Consider the following 18,611-nt stretch of genomic DNA (forward strand, 5'->3'; position numbering starts at 1 on the left):
AGTTTTGGTACCGTGAGCTACGGCGCAGCCGATGTGCAGCGGTTCAGCTTGCCAGTTCCGTGCCGAGAGCCAGCAGATGCGCGGTGGTGCCACCGAGAGCGAATTCGTGATGCTTGGCGGCGGTGAAGTAGTTGTGGAGGGTGTGGTCTCGGTCGATGCCGAGGCCGCCGTGGATATGGACGGCGGTGTGGGCCACCTTGTGTCCCGCTTCGGCAGCCCAGAACTTGGCGGTGTGCACGGCCTCGGCGGTCGGGAGGTCTTCCGAGACCCGCCAGGCCGCCTGGGTCACGGTGAGGCGTAGGCCGCCGATATCGATGTAGGCGTCGGCCAGGCGCTGGGCCACCGCTTGGAAAGCACCGAGGGGCTTGCCGAACTGTTCGCGGGTGCGGGTGTGTTCGGCGGTGAGTTCGACGGCGCGTTCGAGGGTGCCGAGTTGCATGGCCGACAGTCCCAGCCACGCTTGTTCACGCAGCCAGGTGAGGATGTCGGCCCCGGATTCCACCGTGCCGACCAGTTCGGCCGGGGTGTCGGTGAATTCGACGAGGAATTCCGGCGACAGGTCGACGACCTGCTGCGCGGTGCGGGTGACCGAGCTGTGCGCGGGGTCGACCAGGAAGACAGCAGTGCGTCCGGAAATGGTGGCGGGCACCAGGATCCGTTCGGCGCGGTCGGCGTAGGGCACGGTCGTCGCGACACCGGTCAACGTCCACGCCGGGCCCTGGGCGATGATGCCGGGCGCACCGGTCGTGTCACGCAGCGGTTCGGCCAGCGCGGCGGTGAGTACCACCGCACCGGTGCCCGCTCGCCCGGCCAGCGCCTGCTGCGCCTGGTCGCCGAACTTCGCCAGCGCACCTGCACCGAGGACGACCGACCACAGATAGGGCACCGCTGCCACACAGCGGCCGAGCTCACGCAGGATCGCGGTCTGCTCGAGGGCACCAAAAGCGCTGCCGCCCAATTCTTCCGGCAGGGCAGCGGCGAGTACGCCGGTCTCGGCCAGTGCCTTCCACAGTTGCTCGTCGAAGCGCCCCGCGGTGTCGAGTTCGCGTAGGCGGTCGGCGGTGACGAGTTTGGCGCAGATCTCGCCGGTGAGCCGGGCGAGATCGAGCTGGGCTTCAGTGGGGGTGAAATCCATGATGGAGTACCGGCTTTCGGATCAGCGGGCGGAGGCGGGCTGGCGCAGGGCGGTCATCGCGATGATGTCGCGCTGTACCTCGTTGGTGCCGCCGCCGAAGGTGAGGATCAGGGCGGCCCGGTGCATCCGCTCGAGTCGGCCGAGCAACTCGGCGCCGGGGGAGTCCTGGCGCAGGTAGGCGTGCGGGCCGACGACTTCCATCAGCAGCCGGTAGGCCTCGGTGGCCAGTTCGGTGCCGTAGACCTTGCACGCCGAGGCATCCCATGGTTTCGGCGCCGCGTCACCGCCTTGATCGGCGCGGCTGGCGATTTCCCAGTTCAGCAGCTTGAGGTACTCGACCTTGGCGTGCACGCGCGCCAGGTTGAGCTTGGCCCATTCCTGGTCGATCACCCGGCGGCCGTCGGGCAGTTCGGTGTCGCGTGCCCACGCCACGGTCTGTGTCACCGCGAGCGCCAGCGGGCCCGCCGAGGTCAACGCGACTCGTTCGTGGTTGAGCTGATTGGTGATCAGCGACCAGCCGCCGTTCTCCGGCCCCACCATCGAGGAGGCGGGTACGCGCAGGTCCTGGTAGTAGGTGGCGCTGGTGTCGGGCCCGGCCATCGTGTGCACCGGCGTCCAGGAGAAGCCGTCCGCGTCGGTGGGCACGATGAACATGCTGATGCCCTTGTGCTTCTTGGCGCCGGGGTCGGTGCGCGCGGCCAGCCAGATGTAGTCGGCGTAGGCGATGAGGCTGGTCCACATCTTCTGGCCGTTGATCACGAAGTCGTCGCCGTCGCGCACCGCGGTGGTGCGCAGTGAGGCGAGGTCGGTGCCGGCGCCGGGTTCGGAATAGCCGATCGCGAAATGCAATTCGCCCGCGGCGATGCGCGGCAGGAAGAACTTCTTCTGCTCTTCGGTGCCGTACTGCATGATTGTCGGCGCCACGGAGTTGAGCGTGAGGAACGGGACGGGCGCGCCCGCGACGGCCGCTTCCTCGACGAAGATCAGCTGGTCCATCGTGGTGCGGTCCTGGCCGCCGTATTCGGCGGGCCAGCTCAGCGTGAGCCAGCCGTCGCGGCCCATCTCGCGCACGACTTCGCGGTAGACGTTGCCCGCGCCGTACTCGCCGGTCTGCATGCTCAGCGCCGTACGGCGTTCGGGTGTCATCAACCGGGCGAAATACTCGCGCAGCTCGGCGCGTAGTTGCTCCTGTTGCGGCGTGTACGCGACGCGCATGCTTCCTACCTCGGGTTCGAGCTGAAAGGACGGTGGCGGGGCGCAGGGAATGAGCCCCGCCGAAACCGATCATTGCACACGCACTGGAACATGTTCCAGTATTGACCTTCATCAGGCGCCGGTTTCGCTCCGCGGACCCCGCTGTCTGAGTTAGTCTCGCCGAGACCGTGTGGAAGGAAGTTCTCATGAAGATCATCGTCGATTTCGATCGGTGTGAAGCGAACGGCGTCTGTGTCGGAATTGCCCCTGACATGTTCGAACTCACGGATGACGATCAGCTGATCGTCGCCGAGGGCGACGTTGGTCCCGATCGCGTCGCCGACGCCGAGGAGGCTGTGGCGCAGTGTCCGAAGGCCGCGCTGAGGCTGGCGTGATCAGCTCTTGTCGAAAGGTGAAACACGTTCTAGAGTCGGCCCGATGAGTGTGACGCAGATTTCACTGGAGGGCCGGGTCGCCATCGTGACCGGCGCGGGTGCCGGACTGGGCCGCGCCGAGGCGCTGGCGCTGGCCACGGCGGGCGCGGCGGTGGTCGTCAACGACCTCACCGAGGACGCGGCCGCCGACACCATCGCCGCGATCCGCGCGCTCGGCGGCAAGGCCGAATTCGTGGGTGGCAGCATCGCCGAACGCGCGACCGCCGACGCGCTCATCACCACCGCGCAGGAATCCCTCGGTGGTCTCGACATCGTCGTCAACAATGCCGGTATCACCCGCGACCGCATGCTTTTCAATATGTCCGACGAGGACTGGGACGCGGTGCTCGCGGTCCATCTGCGCGGCCATTTCCTGTTGTCGCGTAATGCCGCCGCGTACTGGCGCGCGACGTCGAAAGCGGCCGGCGCGCCGGTGTACGGGCGACTGATCAACACCTCGTCGGAGGCCGGTCTGCTCGGGCCGGAGGGTCAGGCGAACTACGGTGCGGCCAAGGCGGGGATCACCGCGCTCACGCTGTCGGCGGCACGTGGGCTCTCGCGCTACGGCGTGCGCGCCAACGCGATCTGCCCGCGGGCCAGGACGGCGATGACCGAGGCGGTCTTCGACGCTGCCCCCGACGGCACCGTCGACCCGTTGGCGCCCGAGCATGTCGCCAAGCTGGTGGCCTACCTGGCTTCGCCCGCGGCCGACGCGGTGAGCGGTCAGGTATTCGTGGTCTACGGACCGATGGTCGCGCTGATGGCGGCGCCGACGGTCGAGCAGCGTTTCGACGCCGACGGCGCCGAATGGTCGGATTCCGACCTCGCTGAAACGCTGCACAGCTATTTCGCCGACCGCCCCGCCGAGCACACTTTCTCGGCTCGCGCACTACGCGATCTGGGCTGATTCGCCACACCGGTGGTTTGCCCGGTGGTGGCTGGCCGCACATTCCTTCGCGGCTGGCCGGGACGATCTGTTGATCAACGGTCCAGCTGTTGGTAGACATGAGCGTTGGGGTGTGCGACGGCTCACAGAAGGGTGGTTCGAAGCGATCAGGCGTCGTTTCAGTTTTGACCCGAAATGGCAAGAAAAAGTCCTGGTCAGAGTCGCCTGAAACGGCAGACATTATCGAGAACATGTTCTAGTCTTTGGACAGTCTGTAGATCGAGGTAGCGGTGGATGACGTGAGCGCGGGCACAGCGGCCCGCCCGTCGAATAAGGAGGACGGTGCATGAACAACCTCCTTGCTGTCCCGTTGCGGGCGGTCGGCGGTTTCTTCGAACTCGGCGCGGAAGTGGCTCGCGCCGCTTTCCGCCGCCCGTTCCAATGGCGCGAGTTCGTCGACCAGTCATGGTTCGTCGCCCGCGTCTCGATCCTGCCGACACTGTTGGTGGCCATCCCGTTCACGGTGCTGGTGGTCTTCACCCTCAACATCTTGTTGCGTGAGATCGGCGCCGCCGACCTCAGCGGCGCGGCCGCCGCGTTCGGTGCCGTCACCCAGGTGGGCCCGATCGTCACGGTGCTGATCGTGGCGGGCGCGGGCGCCACCGCGATCTGCGCCGACCTCGGCGCACGCACCATTCGCGAAGAGATCGACGCGATGAAAGTGCTCGGCATCGACCCGGTCAGCCGGCTGGTGGTGCCACGCGTGCTCGCCTCGATGTTCGTAGCGCTGATGCTCAACAGCCTGGTCTGCACCGTCGGTATCGTCGGCGGCTTCGTGTTCTCGGTCTTTCTGCAGGGGGTGAATCCCGGTGCGTTCGTGAACGGCATTCCGCTGCTGACGAATTTCCCCGAGCTGATCATCTCCGAGATCAAGGCCGGCCTGTTCGGAATGATCGCCGGACTTGTCGCCTGCTATCTCGGGTTACAGGTAAAAGGCGGACCCAAGAGTGTCGGTGACGCGGTGAACCAAACCGTCGTATTCGCCTTCATGGCGCTGTTCGTGGTGAATGTTGTCGTCACCGCCATCGGCCTGAAATTCACGGTGCGGTGACCACGATGGCATTCGTAGTACGCAGCAGATTCCCCCGGGCGGTCCGGCGTTTCGATCGAGTCTCGAAATCGTTGGATTCCCTGGGCGACAAGGCGATCTTTTTCGTCAAGGCAATCGGTTCGGTGCCACGCGCGATGATGCACTACCGCACCGAGACCATCCGGCTCATCGCCGAGATCAGCATGGGCAGTGGCGCGCTGGCGGTGATCGGCGGCACCGTGGTGATCGTCGGCTTCCTGACCTTGATGGCGGGCGGCACCATCGCGGTGCAGGGCTACAGCTCGCTCGGCAATATCGGTGTCGAGGCGCTCACCGGCTTCTTCGCCGCTTTCATCAACGTGCGTATCGCGGCGCCGGTGATCTCCGGTATCGGGTTGGCCGCCACCATCGGGGCCGGCGCCACCGCCCAGCTCGGCGCGATGCGGGTGGCCGAAGAGATCGACGCGCTGGAATCGATGGCGATCCGGCCGGTGCCGTTCCTGGTCGGAACCAGGGTGCTGGCGGGCATGATCGCGATCGTCCCGCTCTACGCGCTCGCGGTGATCGCCTCCTTCATCGCCAGCCGCTTCGCGACAGTGGTGATCTACGGGCAGTCGGCCGGCGTCTACGACCACTACTTCTCGACCTTCCTCATCCCCAGCGACATCCTGTGGTCGTTCGCGCAGGCCATGGTGATGGCGTTGGCCGTGATGCTGATCCACACCTACTACGGCTTCCACGCCGCGGGCGGCCCGGTCGGCGTCGGCGTGGCGGTGGGCAACGCGGTGCGGGCCTCACTGGTCGCGGTGGTCACGGTGACGCTGCTGATCTCCCTGGCCATCTATGGCACCTCCGGCAACTTCCACCTCTCGGGATAGCGGTATGGACACCTCACGGATCGTTGCCGCACTGCACGGCGGGCTCGGGCGCAAGCTCGCGGCGCTCGCCCTCGTCGGCTTGCTGGTCGCCGCCGCGTCCCTCGCCATCGCGCTGTTCCAGGGCGCGTTCACCAACACCGCCGTGGTGCTGGTCAACGCGCCACGCAGCGGTCTGGTGCTCGACCCAGACGCCAAGGTGAAGGTGCGCGGCGTCGAGATCGGCCGGGTCGCCGACATCGAGCTGTACGACGACGGCGCCCAGTTGCGGCTCGAAGTAGACCCCGACCAGCTCGCGCTGGTGCCCGCCAACGCCGGTGTCGACATCCGCTCGACCACGGTGTTCGGCGCCAAGTACGTGAACTTCGTCTTACCGGAACAGCCGACCACCGCCGCACTCGCCCCGGGCAGCACCGTCTCGGCGAGCGCGGTGACCGTCGAGTTCAACACGCTGTTCCAGCACCTGTCCGATGTGCTCGCCCAGGTGGAGCCGGAGAAACTCAACGCGACACTCGCCGCGCTTGGTACCGCCCTGGAAGGCCGCGGCGACAAGCTCGGCGACCTGCTGGTCCGCTCGGATCGCTATCTGCGCGAGATCAACCCGTACCTGCCGACGCTGCAAGCCGACCTGGACAAGACCGCCGCGGTGACCGACCTCTACGCCGAGGTCGCCGACCCGCTGCTTCGCACCGTCGACAACGCGACCGTCACCTCGCAGACCCTCGCCGAGATGCAGGGTCAGCTCGACAACGTACTGGTGAATGTGATCGGCCTGTCCGACACCGTCGGCTCGGTGCTGCGCGAGAACGAGAACCAGGTGGTGACCGCGCTGGACCTGCTGCGGCCCACGACCGAGCTGCTCTACGACTACCGGGAAGCGCTGGGGTGCGTCGTCAACGGCCTCGGCCCATTGATGCCGATCGCCGAGGACATGTTCGGCGGCCTGCTACCCGGTGTCGGTATGAACACCAACTTCATGTTCGGTGCCAAGCCCTACACCTACCCCGAGGACCTGCCCAAGGTGAACGCCACCGGTGGCCCGCACTGTGAGGGCGTGGTCGACCGGGTTCCGGAAAGCCACGCCGACTACGTGGTAACCGATACCAACGAAGGCGCACCGTATACGCCGCGTACCGGTTCGCCCGAGTTCAACGGCGTACCAAAGGTTTTCCAGCTGTTGCTGGACGGAATGCCGGGAGTTACGCGGTGAAAAACACCCCGACGATGATCAAACTGGCGATCTTCACCGTGGTGATGACGCTGGTGTTCGCCGGACTGGCGATCGTGTTGAGCCAGGCGCGATTCGCGAGCGAGACCGGCTATCACGCGGTGTTCACCAGCTCCTCGGGCATGCTGCCCGGCGCCAAGGTGCGCATCGCCGGGGTGCCCGTGGGTTCGGTGACCTCGGTGGCGGTGGGCGAGAACAACCTCGCCCACGTCGAGTTCGACGTGGACCGCAAATACGCGGTACTGGCCAGCACCCGTGCGGCGATCAAATACGAGAACCTCGTCGGTGATCGCTACCTGGAGCTGCTCGAGGGCCCGGGTTCGGCCCGGCGGCTCGCCGACGGCGACACCATCGGCCTCGAGCAGACCACTCCCGCGCTGGACTTGGACCTGCTGCTCGGTGGCTTCAAGCCATTGCTGCGCGGACTCGACCCCGACCAGGTCAACGACCTCACCGCGGCGCTGTTGCAGATCTTCCAGGGGCAGGGCGGCACGCTCGTGTCATTGCTCAACAGCGGCGGCAGCTTCGCCAAGACACTCTCGGACCGCGACGCCCTGATCGGCAGCGTGATCGACAACCTGAACTCGGTGCTGGCCACCATCGATGACCGAGGCGACCAATTCGCCACCACCATCGACGAACTGCAACGCCTGGTCAGTGACCTGTCCGCGCAGCGCGACCCGATCGGCGCCGCGCTGCCTCGCATCGCCGGGGCGACCAAGGAAGTCAACGACCTGCTCGTGCAAGCCCGCCCCGATCTGCGCAACACCATCGAGCAGACCGGCAGGCTCGCCACCAATCTCGACGAGGGTTCCGACCACATCGAGTGGGTGCTCGGAAAGCTGCCCGAGACCTACAAGAAGCTCATTCGGATCGGCGCCTACGGCTCCTTCCTACAGCTCTACATCTGCGGTACCAACTTCCTGATCGACGGACCCGACGGCCAGCCGATGGAAGTGCACATGCCGGGTCTGCAGGCGACCGGAAGGTGCACGCCCAATGAATGAGAACAAGTCGTCTACGGCGACGATCGGCATCGTCGGCATCGTCGTGGTCATCACCATCTCGCTCGCCACCCTGCAGTTCACCGAGCTGCCCTTCATCCGTTCCGGCGCGACCTACTCCGCGAATTTCGTCGACGCGGGCGGGCTGGTGCCGGGTGACCCGGTGCATGTGGCCGGAGTGCGCTCCGGTCAGGTGGACGAGGTCTCGCTCGACGGCGACAAGGTGCTGGTCCAGTTCAACCTCGACGAGTCGATCGTGCTGGGCGAGAAGACGACCGCCGCGATCAAGACGAACACCGTGCTCGGTCGCAAGTCGCTGGACGTGGTGCCCGACGGGCCGGGTTCGATCAGCGCCCGCGACACCATCCCGGTCGCGCGCACCACCTCGCCCTACTCGCTCAACGAGGCGCTCAGCGATCTGGGTGGCACCGTGCGCGACCTGGACCTGGAAAAAGTCGACCAGACCCTCGACACGCTGTCGGCGGCCTTCGCCGACACCCCCGGCCCGTTGCGCAACGCGCTCGACGGCGTCACCGCGCTCTCGCGCAGCATCAATGTGCGCGATCAGGCGCTGACCGATCTGCTGGCCCGCGCGCAGAACGTCACCAAGATCCTCGCCGACCGCAGCACCCAGCTCAACACCTTGCTCATCGACGGCAACGAGCTGCTCGGCGAGCTCGACCGGCGCCGGGCCGCGATCAACCAGCTCGTCGTCTATATCGACGATGTGGCCAGGCAGCTCTCGGGCCTGGTCGCCGACAACGAGCCACAGATGCAACCGGTGCTGGATCGCCTGAATTCGGTGCTGGCCCTGCTCCAGCGCAATGAGCAGAACCTCAACGCTGCCCTCGACGGTCTCGGCCCCTACGCCGCCGCGCTCGGTGAGCAGGTGGGCAACGGTCCCTGGTTCAACGCCTACGTGGTGAACGCGACCAGTACCGAACTGCGCCCGCTCGTCGACGCGCTGGTCTGGCCCGAACAACTGCCGCAGGACATGATCGACATCTTCACCCATCCGACCCCGCCCTACATCGGTCCCGCTCAGGAGGATCCGCCGCGATGAGCCTGGCACAAAAAGCGCGCGGCTTCCCGCGCTGGACGATCGCGGTGGCGGTGGTGGTGATCGCGGCGCTGGTGGCCCTGTGTGTCTACCTCGTCACCGGAGTCGGAAAGAACACGGTCACCGCTGCGTTCACCTCCACCACCGGTCTGTACGAGGGCGACGAGGTGCGCGTGCTCGGCGTCACCGTCGGCAGCATCGACTCGATCGAACCGGGGCAGGGACAGTCTCGGGTGCAGATGAGTATCGACAGCGCTGTCGATCTACCCGCCGACGCCCGTGCGGTGATCATCGCGCCCTCGCTGGTCTCGGCCCGGTTCGTGCAACTTGCCCCCGCATACAGCGGCGGCCCGAAACTGGCCGACGGCGCGCAGATCCCGCTCGAACGCACCGCGGTGCCGGTGGAATGGGACGAGATCAAGGCCGAACTGACTGAGCTGTCCGCGGCTCTCGGGCCGGTCGGTGAGGACGAAAAGGGTTCCTTCGGCCGGTTCGTCGATACCGCGGCCGAGAACCTCGACGGCAACGGGCAGAAATTCCGTGAGACCCTGCGCGAATTGTCGGCGACCATGACAACCCTTTCCGACGGGCGAAACGACCTGTTCGGCACCATCCGCAACCTGCAGAAATTCGTCGAGGTACTCGCGGCGAGCAACGAGCAGATCGTGCAGTTCAGTGGCCGCCTGGCATCGGTGTCCTCGGTGCTGGCCGGGGCCTCGGAAGAACTGGGCGCCGGCTTGGACAGTCTCGATATCGCGCTCGCCGATGTGAAGCGGTTTCTCGAGGGCAGCGGTGGCGAATTGACCGAAGGTGTCGAACGCCTCGCCGACGTGACCCAGACCCTGGTCGACAAGCGGCCCCAGATCGAACGGGTGTTGCACGGCGCTCCGACCGCGCTGGTGAACTTTTATCAGATCTACAAACCCGCCCAGGGCTCGCTCACCGGTGCGGTCGCGCTGAACAACACCGCCAACCCCCTCTCGTTCCTGTGCGGTTCCATCCGGGCGCTCGAGCACAACAACTCCGACAAATCCGCGGACCTGTGCGCGGAGTTCCTGGCGCCGGTGATCAGCTCGCTGGCGATGAACTACGCGCCGATCATGCTCAACCCGGCCAGCAGCGTGACGGCCTTCCCCGAGCAGCTGGTGTACAGCCCGCCGAGCCTGGCGGGTGAAGTCCCGCAGAACCAGCCCCCTGCGGCTGCCCCGATCACCGTGCCCGAAGGGCTGGCCGGTCTTGCGGTTCCAGGAGGACAGCGATGAGACGGCAACGCGTACTCGCCACGATGGCGCTCGGTGTCGCCGTGGCGCTCGGCACCACCGGTTGTCAGTGGGACGGTCTCAACTCCCTGCCGATGCCGGGCTCGGAAGGCCGGATGCCCGGTTCCTACACCGTGCAGATCCAGATGCCCAATGTCACCACCCTGACCCGCAATTCGCCGGTACGGGTGAACGACATCGAGGTCGGCACAGTCACCGGGATCGAGGTCGAAGGCTGGCACGCTTTGGTGACGGTCTCGCTCAACCCGAATGTGCAACTGCCCGCCAATACGGTGGCCAAGATCGGTCAGACCAGTCTGCTCGGCAGCAATCATGTGGAGCTGAACGAGCCGACCACCGCCGAACCGGTGGGCCGGCTCAGTGACGGGGACGTCATCCCGCTCGAGCGTGCGGGTGCCTACCCGACCACCGAGCAGGTGCTGTCCTCGCTGTCGGTGGTGCTCAACGGCGGCGGTATCGCGCAGCTCGAGACGATCACCACCGAATTGAACGCCATGGTCAGTGGACGCGAGGACGAGATCGCCGATCTCCTGCCCCAGCTCAACGAGCTGACCCTGGGCCTGGATCGACAGACCGGCAGCATCATCGCCGCGATGGAGGGCCTGGATCGGCTCTCGGGACAGCTCTCCGGCCAGCGTGAGGTGATCGCGCAGGCGATCGAGGAGATCCACCCGGCGCTCACCGCCTTGGCCGACCGGACAGCGAACATCACCGCCGCGATCACCGGGCTGGGTGAGCTCGGTGACGTCACCGAACGGCTCATCCAGACCAGCGGCGACGACCTGGTGGCCAATATCCGCGCCCTCGGCCCGGTATTGCGGACGCTGGCCGACACCGGAACCAATCTGGTCGCTGTGATGGGCATCCTGCCCACCTTCCCGTTTCCGATCAAGAACATCGACAACGCGATCATGGGCGACTACCTGAACTTGTTCATCACCGTCGACATGACCGGTAAGCGCCTCGACAGCAACTGGCTCACCGGAACTCCGCTCGGCGGCCGATTCGGCGGTGTCGAGGGCGTGATCGGCTCCTTCGCGCCCAGCACCGCCACCGGCGCGGGCGACCCGGCAACGGCGCCGCTGGCCTCGCCGGTTCCGGTTCCGGCGCCGGCCCCCTCGGTGCCCGGGCTGCCGCCGATTCCCGGCCTGCCCGCCATCCCCGGTATCACCGTGCCGCTGCCCGGTCAGGAAGGGGCGGGTCGATGAAACTCACCCGGTTCGTGCGTGCCCAGCTAGTGATCTTCGCGGTCCTCACCGTGGTGGGTCTGGTGGTGATGGGCGGCAGTTACCTGCAGGTTCCGGCGATGCTCGGCATCGGTCGCTACGCGGTCACGGTGCAGCTGGCCGCCACCGGCGGGCTCTATCCCACCGCCAACGTCTCCTACCGTGGGCAGAACATCGGCAAGGTCGAGGCGGTGCGGCTCACTCCCGCCGGCGTCGAGGCCGACCTATCGATCGACAGCGACTACAAGGTGCCCGGCGACTCGCGCGCCTGGGTGCGCAGTGTCTCGGCGATCGGTGAGCAGTACGTCGACCTGGTGCCCAGCGAGCAACCCGCCGACGGAAATCTCTACGACGGCTCGGTGATCCCGGTGGAGCGGACCCACCTGCCCCAGGACGTGGGGGCGATGCTCGACCAGGCCGACAAACTGCTGGCCAGCGTCGCCGACACCCGCCTGCGTCAGGTGATCGACGAGGCGTTCCTCGCGTTCAACGGCGCCGGGCCAGACCTGCAACGGTTCATCGATTCCGCGGCCCTGCTCATCCAGCAGGCCGAGGAAGATGTCGAGCCCACCAAGAAGCTACTCGACCAGATCGGTCCGCTGCTGGACACCCAGACCCGCTCCGCTGCCGACATCCGGTCGTGGACAACGGATCTGGCCACGCTCACCGACCAGCTGCGCGAAAGCGATCCCACGCTGCGCAACCTGTTGAACAACAGCCCGTCCGCGATGGAGGTCGTGAACACGCAGTTCCAGGACCTGCGACCGACGCTGCCCCTGCTCACTCGTAACCTGGTGAGCCTCGGACAGGTGGGCGTGACGTACAACCCCAGCGTCGAACAGTTGCTGGTCGTCTTCCCGCCCTTGATCGCGGCCCTGCAGACCGTGATCCGCGGGCCTTCCGAGTACGGCGTCATGGTCGACTTCATGACGGTGATCAACGATCCGCCGGCCTGCACCACCGGGTTCCTGCCCGCCGAGCAGTGGCGTCAACCCAGTGAGCTGACCCCGATGGACACCCCCGAGGGGCTCTATTGCAAGGTGCCCCAGGATTCGCCGATCGAGGTGCGCGGCATCCGCAACTCCCCGTGCATGGAATATCCAGGTCGTCGGGCGCCCACGCCCGAACTGTGCCGGACCGGGTATGTGCCCCAAGGCAACAACCCGCCGTTCGGTGAGGTGCAGCCGGTCGCCCCGGCTTCGGCTCCGGCAGGCGCAGCGGCCGGTGGTGTGACCCCCGCCGCAGCGCGCCCCTATGATCCGTCCACCGGCACCTATCTGGGCACGGACGGACGCACGTACCGCCAAGGCGACATCGCCGCCGACGGGTCGGGCACGGTGCCGGCCAGCTGGCAGGCGATGTTGGAGGAGCAGCAACGATGAACGACAACGACAACCGCCGCCCACGCCGCCGGGCCGCGCGCTCGGCCGGCCCGCCGGTTGAGGACGCGGCGGCCGAAACGGTCACCATCAGTAAGAGCGAACCTGTATCGCCGGGCTCGGGTGTCAACGGGGCCGAGGCAGGTGTTCAGGACAGCACCGGTGCGGCGGCCGCGAACACGGTGCGGCCCGCCGACCCCACGGTGAAGTTCGCCGAGACGGCGGTGCGGTCGACGGATGCGACGGTCAAGTCTTCCGACACCACGGTGAACCTCGCTGCTGCGGAGAGCGAGCCCCCGGTCGATCTCACCAAGTCCGCCGACCCCGCGCCCGCTCGTGCACGCGGCCGGATCTTCGCCCTCGCAGCCGCCGTCGTGCTCGTGCTCGCCCTGGTCGGTGGTGCCGGTTTCGCCGCCTTCAGCGCCTACTCGGTCGACCGGGACGAGGACCTGCGCGCCCAGTACACCGAGACCGCCCGGCAGGCGGTGCTGAACCTGACCACCATCCGCGCCGAAACCGCCAAGGAGGACATCGACCGGATCCTGGCGGTGGCCTCCGGCGACTTCAAGGCCGAGTTCGACGGTCGCGTGGAACCGTTCATGGGCGTCGTCCAGGAGGCGAACGTGGTGTCCTCCGGTGACGTGGTGGAGTCGGGCATCGTCTCCGCCGACGACGAGTCCGCGCAGGTACTGGTGGCGGCGAAGCAGACGGTGAGCAACAAGGGTTCGCCCGAGCCACAATCGCGGCAGTATCGCTTCCGGGTCACGGTGGCCAACGCCGACGCCGGAATGACCGTGTCGAAAGTGGAGTTCGTCGGATGAGCGGCAAACGCGCAAAGATCGTCTTCAGCAGCCTCGCGGTCGTCGGCCTGATCGCTGCGGCAGTACTCGGCATCAGCGGATACCAGCTGTGGCAGCACGACCGCACCGAGCAGGCCCGCAGTGATGCGATGAGCACGGCCGGTCGCACCGTCAGCGCCATGTTCACCTACGAGCCGGCCACCGTCGACACCGAACTGCCCAAGGCTGCCGACGGCCTGACCGCGGACTTCCGCGAGGACTACCTGCGGTTGATCAAGGAAGCCATCGCACCGGGCGCCAAGGAAAAGCAGCTCACGGTCCAGGCGACCACCCAGGCCGAAGGTGTGGTGTCGGCCGAACCAGAGCACGCCGTGGTGCTGCTGTTCCTGAACCAGGTGACCACCAGCAAGGATTCACCGGAGGGCGCCACCTCGGGCAGCCGGGTGCGCGTCGCGCTGGACAAGACCGACGACCGGTGGCTGGTGTCGCAGGTGACGCCCGTCTGATCGCGGACAGCGTCACCTCCCGGCCGGGAGGTGACGCTACGCGCTACTCCTGCGAATCCCGGTAGTCTTCCTCGCTGCTGTCGCTCATCAACGCCGACCCGGCGACATCGCTCTGCGCCAGCGCGTCGAGGAATGCCCGTGCCCACCGCTCCACGTCGTGGGTCAGCACCTGCCGTCGCATCGAACGCATGCGGCGGCGTTTGGTGTCGCGGTCGTCTTCGAGGGCGCCGATGATCGCGTCCTTCACGCTGTCCAGATCGTGCGGATTGCACAGGTAGGACTGGCGCAGCTCCGCCGAGGCACCGGTGAACTCACTGAGCACCAGGGCACCGTTGAGGTCGCTGTGGCAGGCCACGTACTCCTTGGCCACCAGGTTCATGCCGTCGCGCAGCGGAGTCACCAGCATGGCGTCGGCGGCGATGAAGAAGGCGATCAGTTCGTCGCGGGGGATCGGGCGGTGCAGGTAGTGCACCACCGGGTAGCCCACCCGCGCGAACTCACCGTTGATCCGGCCCACCTGGCGTTCGATGTCGCCGCGCATCTTGATGTAGCTCTGCACGCGTTCGCGGCTCGGGGTGGCCAGCTGCACCATCACCGTGTCGGCGGGGTCGATGCGGCCCTCTTCGAGCAGTTCCCACAGCGCGTTGAGCCGGATGTCGATGCCCTTGGTGTAGTCGAGGCGGTCGACGCCGAGCATGATGTTCTTCGGATTGCCCAGCTCGGCGCGGATCTGGGCCGCGCGTTCGCGCACCGAACGGCGCCGCGAGTGCTCGTCGAGCTCGGCGGAATCGATCGAGATCGGGAACGCGCCCACCCGGACCGTGCGGAACCCCACCTGCACCACACCCAGCTTGGCCCGCACCCCGATCGTGCCGCGCGAGGTGGGCTGACCGGCCAACCTGCGAGCCAGGTAGAGGAAGTTCTGGGCGCCACCGGGCAGGTGGAAGCCGATCAGGTCGGCACCGAGCAAGCCCTCGACGATCTCGGTGCGCCACGGCATCTGCATGAACAGCTCGACCGGCGGGAACGGGATGTGCAGGAAGAATCCGATGGTCAGGTCGGGGCGCAGCATCCGCAGCATCTTGGGCACCAACTGCAGCTGGTAGTCCTGCACCCAGACCGTGGCGCCCTCGGCCGCCACTTTCGCGGTCTCCTCGGCGAAACGCCGGTTGACCTCCACATAGGCCGCCCACCAGGCCCGGTCGTACACCGGCCGCACGATCACGTCGTGGTACAGCGGCCACAGTGTGCCGTTGGAGAACCCCTCGTAGTAGTCCTCCACCTCCTGCGACGACAACGGCACCGGATGCAGCTCCAGGCCGTCCTCGATGATCGGCTCCACCTCGACATCGGGTACACCGGCCCAGCCGACCCAGGCGCCCTTGTTGCTGCGCAATACCGGTTCCAGGGCGGTCACCAACCCGCCGGGGCTGCGCTTCCACCGGGTGGTGCCGTCGGGCAGGCGTTCGAGGTCGACCGGCAGCCGATTGGCGACGACGATGAATCCCGAGCCCGCACCGCCGGGTGCGGGCGCGCCGGATTCGCTGGTCTCGGACGGACGGTCGTTGGACTGTTCATCGATCATTGGTCCACTCACGCATCCTTTGGCGTCGCAGGGTTCCGCTTTGAGGTTGTGGTCGCCGGGTCGGGTCAGCTGGGTCCGATGCCGAGCATCGACAGCAGCATCCGGCACTCGTCGGCGTCTTCGGCATACGCCGCGACGACGCGCTGGGCCTGGTGAGCGGTCTCGTCGGCCAGCGGGGCGAGCTCGTCGTCGGCGATGTCGTTAGCGCTGCTCTTCGCGGCCATAGTGGTTCGTCCTCCCGGTTTTCCTACGCTCTGCGTGCGAGTAGTCAATAGTATCGGGCGCCGGTACACCAGCGCTGAACTCCCGAGTCGCCCACCCCGCCCCGGTGCGGTCTGCGCGCGCGCCCGTTACCGTTGAATCGCCACCGCAACTCCACCGAAAGGGTCCCCCCATGCCACTGGCCACGGTGAACGGCATCGCACTGAACTATCAGGTCAAGGGCGACCGTACCAAGGGCACCGACGTCAAGGGCGGCGGTCCGCTGGTGGTGTTGATCATGGGCACCGGTTCACCCGGCCGGGTGTGGGAACTGCACCAGGTGCCCGCGCTGGTCGCGGCCGGCTACCGGGTGTGCACCTTCGACAATCGCGGCATCGCCCCGTCCTACGAGGGCGTCGGCGGTATCCGGATCGAGGAGCTGGTGGCCGACACCGCCGCCCTGATCGAGTTCCTCGACGAGGGCCCTGCCCTCGTCGCGGGCACCTCGATGGGCGCGCGCGTGGCCCAGGAGCTGGCGCTGGCCCGCCCCGACCTGGTCCGCAAGGCGGTGTTCATGGCCGGGCACGGCCGCCTCGACCAGTTCCAGAAGACCCTGGGCACCGGTGAACAGGACCTCGATGCCGCCGGGGTGCAGCTGCCCGCCAAATTCGAGGCCGCCATCACCGCGGTGATGAACCTCTCGCCCGCCACCATGGCCGACACCGCCGCCGCCCGCGACTGGCTCGACCTGTTCGAATTCACCGGCGGACCCGCCACTCCCGGTATCCGCGCCCAGCGGGCGATGGACCACGAGTTCGACCGCGTGGCCGCCTACCGCGCGATCACGGTGCCCTGCCTGGCGATCGGTTTCGCCGACGACCGGATGATTCCGCCGTACCTGTCGCGTGAGGTGGCCGAGGCCATCCCGGGGGCCCGGTACCAGGAAATCCCCGACACGGGCCACTTCGGCTACCTGGAACGGCCCGAGGCGGTCAACAAGATCCTGCTGGATTTCTTCGCGGCGTGAGGTAACCGCCTACACGTAACGTATGCCTTGCTAGGGTCGACACAACGCTCGGGGCTTGTCGGCCTCGCAGCGATCCCGTACACAGCGCCAGTATCCAGTGAGGTGAAATGAGCACCAACCCCTTCGACGACGAGGACGGCCGCTTCTTCGTTCTTGTCAACGATGAAGAGCAGCACTCCCTGTGGCCCGCGTTCGCGGAGGTCCCGGCGGGCTGGCGGGTCGTCTTCGGCGAAGAAAGCCGGGCCGCGTGCGTCGAGTACGTCGAGAAGAACTGGACCGACATGCGTCCCAAGAGCCTGCGCGACGCCATGGCCGCCGATGATGCGGCCCGCGCCCAGTCCTGAGCAGTAACTTCTCGATACTGCGCCGGGACATCGCTGAGTGCGTCCCCGCGTGACACCGAACTCGGTGTCACGCGGCGGACGTCCCCGGCTATGATGGTCGCTGCCCTACGGGGCAAGCCCAACCCGCCTCCTTAGCTCAGTGGTAGAGCACCGCTCTTGTAAAGCGAAGGTCGTCAGTTCAATCCTGACAGGGGGCTCACAAGATCAGGCCCGTTGTCCGCACCCGTGCGGGCGACGGGCCTGATTTCGTCCGTGCGCGCTCGGTCCGGATCGGCGATGGTGGTCCTAGACTGGTGTCGGCTCGATTTTCGTTTCACCTCCTCGACACCGATCGAAGGGCATGACGTTGAGCGAACAGAACGAGTGGTCCCCGGCCGAACAAGCCGAGCAGCTGCGGTCGCTGCTCGCCGAGGTGATCACCGCGGCCCGTACCAATATCGGCACCGTGTCCGATCCGAAGGCCCAAGCCCTGTTCGAGACCACCGCCGAAGTCTGTGGCGGTCTGTGCCACGCGTACGAGGACTATGCGAAGCGCGAGCCTGCCTGGCGATAGCTCTGTCAGATCTGTCCGCGGAAACGTCGAGATAGGAGATAGCGCATGGCTGTGTACGACGTGGGTGGCCGATCGGCGATCGTGAGCGGTGCCGGTTCCGGAATCGGGCGGGCGGTGGCGCTCGCACTCGGCGGAAACGGCGCCTCGGTGCTGGCCTTCGACCTCGATGCCGATGCGGCGAGGAAAGTCGCCGACGAGATCGTGGTGGCGGGCGGCACCGCCGTCGCGTTCGCCGGCGACGCCGCCGACCCGGAAACCGTGGAGCGTAGTGTGGCTGCGGCACAAGAGCTCTCGCCGCTGGGCATCGCGGTCAACAATGCCGGGATCACCGGCGAATCGAACCTCGTCGGCGACTACTCCACGCAGAGCTGGCGCAAGGTCATGTCGGTGAACCTCGACTCGGTGTTCTACGCGCTGCGTGCCCAGCTCCCGGTGCTCGTCGCCAACGGCGGCGGCTCGATCGTGAACATGGCCTCGATCCTGGGCAGCGTGGGCTTCCCGACCTCGGCTGCCTACGTCACGGCCAAACACGGCGTAGTCGGTCTCACCCGAACCGCGGCCCTCGAATACGCCACCCAGGGCGTGCGCGTCAACGCGGTGGGCCCCGGCTTCATCCGCACCCCCCTGCTGGCCGACGACGCCGAAACCACCGACTTCCTGTCCGCCAAACACCCCATCGGCCGCCTGGGCACTCCCGAGGAAGTGGCCGACCTGGTCCTGTTCCTCGCCAGCGACGCCGCCACCTTCATCACGGGCAGCTACCAGCTGGTGGATGGTGGTTACACCGCTCAGTGAGCGTCGGGT

20 protein-coding genes and 1 tRNA gene are annotated in these 18,611 nt (G+C 66.9%); 17 read left to right on the forward strand and 4 right to left on the reverse strand.

Annotated elements, in window-relative coordinates; genetic code table 11:
• Window positions 1-43: 43 nt before the first annotated feature.
• Both ACFO5K_RS23840 and ACFO5K_RS23845 read right to left on the reverse strand, forming a co-directional pair.
• Complete coding sequence (locus tag ACFO5K_RS23840; protein ID WP_378567247.1) at window positions 44-1,135, reverse strand: acyl-CoA dehydrogenase family protein; 1,092 nt, start codon at window positions 1,133-1,135, stop codon at window positions 44-46.
• A 21-nt stretch (window positions 1,136-1,156) separates the two neighbouring features.
• Window positions 1,157-2,350 (reverse strand): acyl-CoA dehydrogenase family protein, encoded by a 1,194-nt coding sequence (locus tag ACFO5K_RS23845; protein ID WP_378567250.1) that lies wholly within the window; start codon window positions 2,348-2,350, stop codon window positions 1,157-1,159.
• A gap of 185 nt (window positions 2,351-2,535) precedes the next feature.
• Here ACFO5K_RS23845 and ACFO5K_RS23850 point away from each other — a divergent pair, with 185 nt between their 5' ends.
• From ACFO5K_RS23850 to ACFO5K_RS23905, 12 genes are all read left to right on the forward strand, one after another.
• Window positions 2,536-2,724 (forward strand): ferredoxin, encoded by a 189-nt coding sequence (locus ACFO5K_RS23850; RefSeq protein ID WP_378567253.1) that lies wholly within the window; start codon window positions 2,536-2,538, stop codon window positions 2,722-2,724.
• A 43-nt stretch (window positions 2,725-2,767) separates the two neighbouring features.
• A complete protein-coding gene (locus ACFO5K_RS23855; RefSeq protein ID WP_378567256.1) occupies window positions 2,768-3,670 on the forward strand; it encodes a 3-oxoacyl-ACP reductase in 903 nt (300 codons plus the stop codon).
• Between the two features lie 325 nt (window positions 3,671-3,995).
• On the forward strand, window positions 3,996-4,760 hold the full coding sequence (locus tag ACFO5K_RS23860) for an MlaE family ABC transporter permease (protein ID WP_378567259.1): 765 nt from the start codon (window positions 3,996-3,998) through the stop codon (window positions 4,758-4,760).
• A gap of 5 nt (window positions 4,761-4,765) precedes the next feature.
• The gene (locus tag ACFO5K_RS23865; RefSeq protein ID WP_378567262.1) at window positions 4,766-5,617 is read left to right on the forward strand and encodes an MlaE family ABC transporter permease; all 852 of its coding nucleotides are present in this window, start codon (window positions 4,766-4,768) and stop codon (window positions 5,615-5,617) included.
• A 4-nt stretch (window positions 5,618-5,621) separates the two neighbouring features.
• Entirely contained in the window at window positions 5,622-6,824 is a 1,203-nt protein-coding gene (locus ACFO5K_RS23870) for an MCE family protein (RefSeq protein WP_378567265.1), read from the forward strand.
• Complete coding sequence (locus ACFO5K_RS23875; protein WP_378567268.1) at window positions 6,821-7,849, forward strand: MCE family protein; 1,029 nt, start codon at window positions 6,821-6,823, stop codon at window positions 7,847-7,849. The genes ACFO5K_RS23870 and ACFO5K_RS23875 overlap by 4 nt, the downstream gene beginning before the upstream one ends.
• Window positions 7,842-8,909 (forward strand): MCE family protein, encoded by a 1,068-nt coding sequence (locus tag ACFO5K_RS23880; RefSeq protein WP_378567271.1) that lies wholly within the window; start codon window positions 7,842-7,844, stop codon window positions 8,907-8,909. The genes ACFO5K_RS23875 and ACFO5K_RS23880 overlap by 8 nt, the downstream gene beginning before the upstream one ends.
• Window positions 8,906-10,168: an MCE family protein gene (locus ACFO5K_RS23885; RefSeq protein WP_378567274.1), complete on the forward strand. Its 1,263-nt coding sequence runs from the start codon at window positions 8,906-8,908 to the stop codon at window positions 10,166-10,168. Before ACFO5K_RS23880 ends, ACFO5K_RS23885 begins: the two co-directional genes overlap by 4 nt.
• Window positions 10,165-11,394, forward strand: coding sequence for an MCE family protein (locus ACFO5K_RS23890; protein ID WP_378567276.1), 1,230 nt, complete (start codon window positions 10,165-10,167; stop codon window positions 11,392-11,394). The genes ACFO5K_RS23885 and ACFO5K_RS23890 overlap by 4 nt, the downstream gene beginning before the upstream one ends.
• Window positions 11,391-12,794 (forward strand): MCE family protein, encoded by a 1,404-nt coding sequence (locus ACFO5K_RS23895; protein WP_378567279.1) that lies wholly within the window; start codon window positions 11,391-11,393, stop codon window positions 12,792-12,794. Before ACFO5K_RS23890 ends, ACFO5K_RS23895 begins: the two co-directional genes overlap by 4 nt.
• On the forward strand, window positions 12,791-13,612 hold the full coding sequence (locus tag ACFO5K_RS23900; RefSeq protein ID WP_378567282.1) for a hypothetical protein: 822 nt from the start codon (window positions 12,791-12,793) through the stop codon (window positions 13,610-13,612). Before ACFO5K_RS23895 ends, ACFO5K_RS23900 begins: the two co-directional genes overlap by 4 nt.
• Entirely contained in the window at window positions 13,609-14,097 is a 489-nt protein-coding gene (locus ACFO5K_RS23905; protein WP_378567285.1) for a h domain protein, read from the forward strand. The genes ACFO5K_RS23900 and ACFO5K_RS23905 overlap by 4 nt, the downstream gene beginning before the upstream one ends.
• Before the next feature lie 43 nt (window positions 14,098-14,140).
• Here ACFO5K_RS23905 and ACFO5K_RS23910 read toward each other — a convergent pair whose 3' ends face one another.
• Together ACFO5K_RS23910 and ACFO5K_RS23915 are read right to left on the reverse strand one after the other, a co-directional pair.
• Window positions 14,141-15,682, reverse strand: coding sequence for an alpha,alpha-trehalose-phosphate synthase (UDP-forming) (locus tag ACFO5K_RS23910; RefSeq protein WP_378567288.1), 1,542 nt, complete (start codon window positions 15,680-15,682; stop codon window positions 14,141-14,143).
• Between the two features lie 65 nt (window positions 15,683-15,747).
• Complete coding sequence (locus ACFO5K_RS23915) at window positions 15,748-15,906, reverse strand: hypothetical protein (protein ID WP_378567291.1); 159 nt, start codon at window positions 15,904-15,906, stop codon at window positions 15,748-15,750.
• Between the two features lie 170 nt (window positions 15,907-16,076).
• Here ACFO5K_RS23915 and ACFO5K_RS23920 point away from each other — a divergent pair, with 170 nt between their 5' ends.
• The 5 genes from ACFO5K_RS23920 to ACFO5K_RS23940 all read left to right on the forward strand — a co-directional run bounded on the left by ACFO5K_RS23920 (window position 16,077) and on the right by ACFO5K_RS23940 (window position 18,602).
• On the forward strand, window positions 16,077-16,910 hold the full coding sequence (locus ACFO5K_RS23920) for an alpha/beta fold hydrolase (protein ID WP_378567294.1): 834 nt from the start codon (window positions 16,077-16,079) through the stop codon (window positions 16,908-16,910).
• 107 nt (window positions 16,911-17,017) lie between these two features.
• Entirely contained in the window at window positions 17,018-17,254 is a 237-nt protein-coding gene (locus ACFO5K_RS23925) for an MbtH family protein (protein WP_022565839.1), read from the forward strand.
• A gap of 125 nt (window positions 17,255-17,379) precedes the next feature.
• Window positions 17,380-17,451: transfer RNA gene (locus ACFO5K_RS23930), tRNA-Thr, on the forward strand.
• 149 nt (window positions 17,452-17,600) lie between these two features.
• Window positions 17,601-17,807, forward strand: coding sequence for a hypothetical protein (locus ACFO5K_RS23935; RefSeq protein ID WP_378567297.1), 207 nt, complete (start codon window positions 17,601-17,603; stop codon window positions 17,805-17,807).
• Window positions 17,808-17,852: 45 nt separating this feature from the next.
• The gene (locus tag ACFO5K_RS23940) at window positions 17,853-18,602 is read left to right on the forward strand and encodes an SDR family NAD(P)-dependent oxidoreductase (protein ID WP_378567300.1); all 750 of its coding nucleotides are present in this window, start codon (window positions 17,853-17,855) and stop codon (window positions 18,600-18,602) included.
• Window positions 18,603-18,611 lie beyond the last annotated feature (9 nt).

This window comes from Nocardia halotolerans (assembly GCF_042650145.1).
Taxonomy (GTDB): domain Bacteria; phylum Actinomycetota; class Actinomycetes; order Mycobacteriales; family Mycobacteriaceae; genus Nocardia; species Nocardia halotolerans.